The sequence below is a fragment of the Acinetobacter sp. YH12136 genome (genome assembly GCF_013418545.1).
Lineage (GTDB): Bacteria > Pseudomonadota > Gammaproteobacteria > Pseudomonadales > Moraxellaceae > Acinetobacter > Acinetobacter towneri.
On the sequence record NZ_VPBV01000057.1, the window covers coordinates 1 to 4,760 of the forward strand.

The 4,760-nt window shown below is 31.2% G+C and carries 5 protein-coding genes and 1 pseudogene; 2 read left to right on the forward strand and 4 right to left on the reverse strand.

Annotation, left to right across the window (positions count from 1 at the left end; translation table 11 throughout):
* Nucleotides 1-130: 130 nt before the first annotated feature.
* The 3 genes from FTU71_RS14315 to FTU71_RS14325 all read right to left on the reverse strand — a co-directional run bounded on the left by FTU71_RS14315 (nucleotide 131) and on the right by FTU71_RS14325 (nucleotide 2,798).
* Nucleotides 131-1,165 (reverse strand): tRNA-dihydrouridine synthase, encoded by a 1,035-nt coding sequence (locus FTU71_RS14315; protein ID WP_169538918.1) that lies wholly within the window; start codon nucleotides 1,163-1,165, stop codon nucleotides 131-133.
* A 91-nt stretch (nucleotides 1,166-1,256) separates the two neighbouring features.
* Nucleotides 1,257-1,787, reverse strand: coding sequence for an NAD(P)H-dependent oxidoreductase (locus tag FTU71_RS14320; protein WP_218944953.1), 531 nt, complete (start codon nucleotides 1,785-1,787; stop codon nucleotides 1,257-1,259).
* 165 nt (nucleotides 1,788-1,952) lie between these two features.
* Complete coding sequence (locus tag FTU71_RS14325; RefSeq protein WP_169538917.1) at nucleotides 1,953-2,798, reverse strand: DUF234 domain-containing protein; 846 nt, start codon at nucleotides 2,796-2,798, stop codon at nucleotides 1,953-1,955.
* Between FTU71_RS14325 and FTU71_RS14330 the strand changes: the two are divergent.
* Nucleotides 2,759-3,055 (forward strand): annotated as a pseudogene (locus tag FTU71_RS14330) (FAD-dependent oxidoreductase); the annotation flags it as partial. The gene FTU71_RS14325 and the pseudogene FTU71_RS14330 sit on opposite strands and share 40 nt — an antisense overlap.
* A 17-nt stretch (nucleotides 3,056-3,072) precedes the next feature.
* Complete coding sequence (gene estT / locus FTU71_RS14335) at nucleotides 3,073-3,933, forward strand: macrolide hydrolase EstT (RefSeq protein WP_077782102.1); 861 nt, start codon at nucleotides 3,073-3,075, stop codon at nucleotides 3,931-3,933.
* A gap of 498 nt (nucleotides 3,934-4,431) precedes the next feature.
* On the opposite strand, the gene FTU71_RS14340 is transcribed toward estT, so the two are convergent.
* Nucleotides 4,432-4,602: a nitroreductase family protein gene (locus FTU71_RS14340; RefSeq protein WP_218944955.1), complete on the reverse strand. Its 171-nt coding sequence runs from the start codon at nucleotides 4,600-4,602 to the stop codon at nucleotides 4,432-4,434.
* Between the last annotated feature and the right edge of the window lie 158 nt (nucleotides 4,603-4,760).

Here is a 4,760-nt window from a genome sequence, read left to right on the forward strand (position 1 = left end):
TGTTCCATTTTAGAGATTTGTTTAAGATAAGATATAACTCATTGAGATGTGTCATAGTATTCGTCGTTAGAAAACAATTATTGTGACATTATTTCAATGAGTTATCTATTTTTGTCGTGTACAGAGAATATTATTTTAAAAATGCTCTTGCATAAGAGCTATTAATTTTCTCTTTTTCGTTTAGTTCATTTGCAGCATAAAATACAAGATTTGGATTTTTAAGCAACTCTCTTCCATATGCAACAAAATCACAAAAACTATTTTCAAGAAGATATTCACCCTCTTTTGCTGTTGTTATTAAACCAACAGCAATAACAGGAATATCTACACTTTTTTTAATCTCTTTTGCCCAATTAGCTTGATAAAATGGTTCAATTTTTGGTATCTTATCTGGATTTTCTATATTTCCACCACTTGAAACATGAATACAATCAACTCCAACTTTTTCTAACTCTTTACATAAATAAATAGAGTCTTCTATATTCCATCCATTTTGCATCCATTCATCAGCACTAATTCTAACAATAAGGGGTAATTTTACCCTATTTTTTATCTCTTTTGCAGTTTCAATTACTAATCTACACCTATTTTCTAAACTTCCACCATAAATATCATCTCTTTTATTTGTTAAAGGTGATAAAAATTCACACAACAAATATCCATGAGCAGCGTGAAGTTCTACTGAATCATAATTTGCTTTTTCGGCTCTAATTGCAGCATTTACAAACAACTCTTTTATTTTTGTTATCTCTTCAAGACTTAACGCTTTTGGAACTTTATATGGTGATTTTTGACTAAAAGCAATTGAGCTTGGAGCTACACAAATATCATCAACAACTTCAGATTTTCTTCCTGCATGAGCTAATTGTATAGAACTTTTTGCTCCAAATAAGTGTAACTTCTCATTCATTTTTTTATGATTTTCAATTAAAGAATCATCCCAAAGTCCTAATTCAAAAGATGAAACTCTTCCTTTTGGCTCAACTGATGCTGGTTCAACAATAATTAAACCAACATCAGCCATTGCTCTTGAAGTATAGTGAAACATATGGAAATCTTTTAATTCTCCACTATTATCACTTTTATACATACACATAGGTGGCATTACAACTCTATTTTTTAGTTCCAAATCACCTATTTTACCTTTGTTTAATAATAAACTCATTATAGCTCCTTAAATTAAATATATCAAATTATATATACACTAAACTTAAAATTCTCTCTTAAAGTATCTTCAAATTTAGCTAACTCTTTATTTAAATCCAAATCTCCTTTAAAAATATCATGCATAGAGTAAGTTTTAAAGGTTCTAATCCAACAAATTGAAAAGTTTTATGAGTAGCAACATTTGCTTCATCTAGTGATAATCCATCAAAAAAACCATCAGGATTGTTAAACTCACTTTTTGGACAATTATATGTCAAGCTTAGCATATATTTTTTGCCTTTTAGTAATCCACCACTTCCATAAGTTTTGCTATCATCGTTTTTGCTTCTTCCGTCGTTTGCATAGTGTCTTCCTTGAGTAAAAGTCTCATCGAAATATTTTTTTGTAATCCAAGGAACACCCATCCAATAAACAGGATATTGAAACAACACATAATCAGCCCACTCAAACTTCTCACACTCCTCTTTTATATCGTAACCCTTATCTATATTTGTATATTTTATAAGAAAGTTATTTTCTTTGAAAAATTGTGTCGCTTTTTCTAAAATCTTTTCAGTTAATTCACCTTTTGCAACATTTTCATAATATTGGTGTCCATTTAAAATTAAAACTTTTTTCATTTTGTACTCCTTTTAAATTATTCAACAATTATATATAATCAAACTTAACTTTTATATCGATTAAGGCTTTATACAAAGTTTGCAAAAACCACTTGCACCAACTTGAAATTAGAGTAATTACCCTAGCAACCACTCTAGCACCAGCTATTATCTGTTTTTCTAATTTTAAATATCTTTTATCGATAAAAGCCTATACTCTATCTCATAATCTTTATACTCTTGAATTAATTTTTGAGATTTCAAAACTAAAGCCTGATAGTTTATCCGTTTTTCATTTAGTTTTACTTCACAAATTAGAAGTTTCTTATCAATATCATCGATAGCAACTATATCTATCTCATTTTGATTATTTCTCTCCCAATATGAGCCAATAGAAGTGAAAGTTTGTTTCTCTTTTAAGAGTTCCACAAAAAGTTTTTCAAGGAATTTTCCTTGAAAAGTTGAGATATCTCTATAGATAATCTCTTTTAATCTATCGAAATTTTCAGCTTCGATTAGTGATTGGTATTTAAAAATAAATCTAAACCAAAAGGATAAAAAATTATCAACTATCTCATATTTTTGTACTTTTGAGTTTGGTTTAGCATTTATTGGTTTAATTGATTTTATGATGTTATAGTCATTTTCAAGTCGTGATAAATGTCCTGAAATATTTCTTTCCAAAATTGATTCTATTTCACTTCTTGATGTTTTTGAATCAGAGATTAAAGCTAAAATAGAAAAATATGTTCCATACTCTTTTCCAAACTCTTCAATAAGTCTATTTTTTCCCTCTTCCAAAAATATTGAGTTTGGATCAATAATTGTATCTATCATAGATTTTAAATCAAAACTACTGTTTAAGATAAATAGTTCTATATATTTTGCAACTCCACCACTTAGCAAATAAAAATCAAGTAAATTTTTATTTGAATAAGAGTTGTAATCTTTTAAAATCTCCTTTAATACACTTACTTTCAAAGGTTTTAAATCTATTTCCCTTAGATAAGTCTTGGAAAAGTAAGCGTCCATTACCCATAACGATGATTGGAGATGCTGCTCATTTGATGCCTCCTTTTGCAGGACAAGGCGTAAACAGTGGGTTGATGGATGCCTTGATATTGTCGGATAATCTGACCAATGGGAAATTTAACAGCATTGAAGAGGCTATTGAAAATTATGAACAGCAAATGTTTGCTTATGGAAGAGAAGCACAGGCAGAATCAATAATAAACGAAACGGAAATGTTCAGCCTCGACTTTTCGTTCCAAAAACTAATGAATCTATAAAACAGAAAGGCGAGGAAATGAAAGAGAAAATAGTTAAAAAAAACGGAATAAGACTTTTTACCGAAAGTTTTGGATGTGAAAAAGATCCGGCAATACTCTTGATTGCGGGAGCAACGGTATCCATGTTGTATTGGGATGCTGAATTTTGCCAGAAACTATCTGAAAAGGGATTTTTTGTTATTCGCTACGACAATAGGGACGTAGGAAAATCTACTAATTACGAACCGGGTTCAACCCCCTATGATATTGTTGACTTAACCCATGATGCTATTTCAATTTTGGACGGCTATAAAATAGTCAAAGCCAATTTTGTGGGAATTTCACTGGGCGGACTGATTTCTCAAATAGCATCAATAAAATATGCCGACAGGGTAAGTTCAATAACACTAATCTCATCAGGTCCTTGGGGCGACTCAGACCCCACAATTCCTGAAATGGATACGCGTATTTTAGATTTTCACGGAAAAGCTGAAACCGTAGATTGGACAAATGAAGACAGTGTGGCAAATTATTTAATTCAAGGTGCTGAATTGATGAGCGGCAGGAAACAATTTGACAAACAAAGAAGTGAAAAACTGATTAGAGCCGAATTTAAAAGAGCTAATAACTATATAAGTATGTTCAATCATGCGGCACTGCAAGGTGGTGAAGAATACTGGAACAGATTGAGCGAAATCAATCAGCCAACCTTAATTGTACACGGAACGGACGATAAAATATGGCATTTTAAGAATTCAGCAGTTTTACTTGAAAAGATAAACGGCTCAAAACTAATAACGCTTGATGGAACCGGACACGAACTACATTTCGAAGATTGGAATAAAATTATTGATGGAATAACGCAACATACAACAAATAACAAAAGAATGAACAAATAGGGTATTATGTATTTCCAAATCAACGGTTTAGAGATTGAAGCTAATATCAATGTGTTCTTTGAATAACATCTTTTGGTGTTTTTTAATAATCATACTACGCAATTTTCTTTTATAAAAGGAAATATTGTAAACTAAATACGAAATGGTATCTTCATTAAATCATATTATCTCAGAGGTACAGCGAAAAGAAAATGCCATTTCGCTGTCTGCACCTAATATAATTGATGAAGCGCACCAAATGACGATATACCTAAAAGAGTACTTATGGTCAATAAGAGAGGATATTATAAAGCAGGGTTTTAAAAACCATTGGGAGGAAATCAACTTCTTTCGCAACATTAAGCCATACATTCTTAAATAAGACCGTCCCGTAAATTTCAGCCGAATCCGACAAAAAGGCGTGAAGATTTCCTTTAAATAGAGAGACCGAAGGTCATCCTTTTCCTAAAAAAGGGGGGGGCCATGGTTCCAAGATGTAAAATCGAGGGCTAATTCAGGCTATACTTTTGTAATTACCAAAAACTTCCATGGCTCTTGCCCAAAAGAGCTAGGAGATTTTCTCCCTGCTTCTAAAATATAGTTTAAATCTTCATCTTTTATCTTTTTTGTCTCATCAAATATTTTACAAGCATGTCTAAAATCCATTGCTTCCATAAAAGTTTTTTCCATAAATTTATCCTTATTTTTTATTAATATTATTCTCTGTACACGACAAATTTCACAGAACCCTTATCCTATCAGGATTCTGCTTTCTTAAAATTGCCAAAATTTCCTTAAACTCTTCTTTTTTCCCAAAACCAATTAAACGCTGAATCGCCATTTGAACA

Coding starts and splice junctions, on each gene's coding strand:
- FTU71_RS14320 (WP_218944953.1), bottom strand. CDS start 1,787: ATGAAAAAAGTTTTAATTTTAAATGGACACCAATATTATGAAAATGTT.
- FTU71_RS14340 (WP_218944955.1), bottom strand. CDS start 4,602: ATGGAAAAAACTTTTATGGAAGCAATGGATTTTAGACATGCTTGTAAA.
- FTU71_RS14315 (WP_169538918.1), bottom strand. CDS start 1,165: ATGAGTTTATTATTAAACAAAGGTAAAATAGGTGATTTGGAACTAAAA.
- estT (WP_077782102.1), top strand. CDS start 3,073: ATGAAAGAGAAAATAGTTAAAAAAAACGGAATAAGACTTTTTACCGAA.
- FTU71_RS14325 (WP_169538917.1), bottom strand. CDS start 2,798: ATGGACGCTTACTTTTCCAAGACTTATCTAAGGGAAATAGATTTAAAA.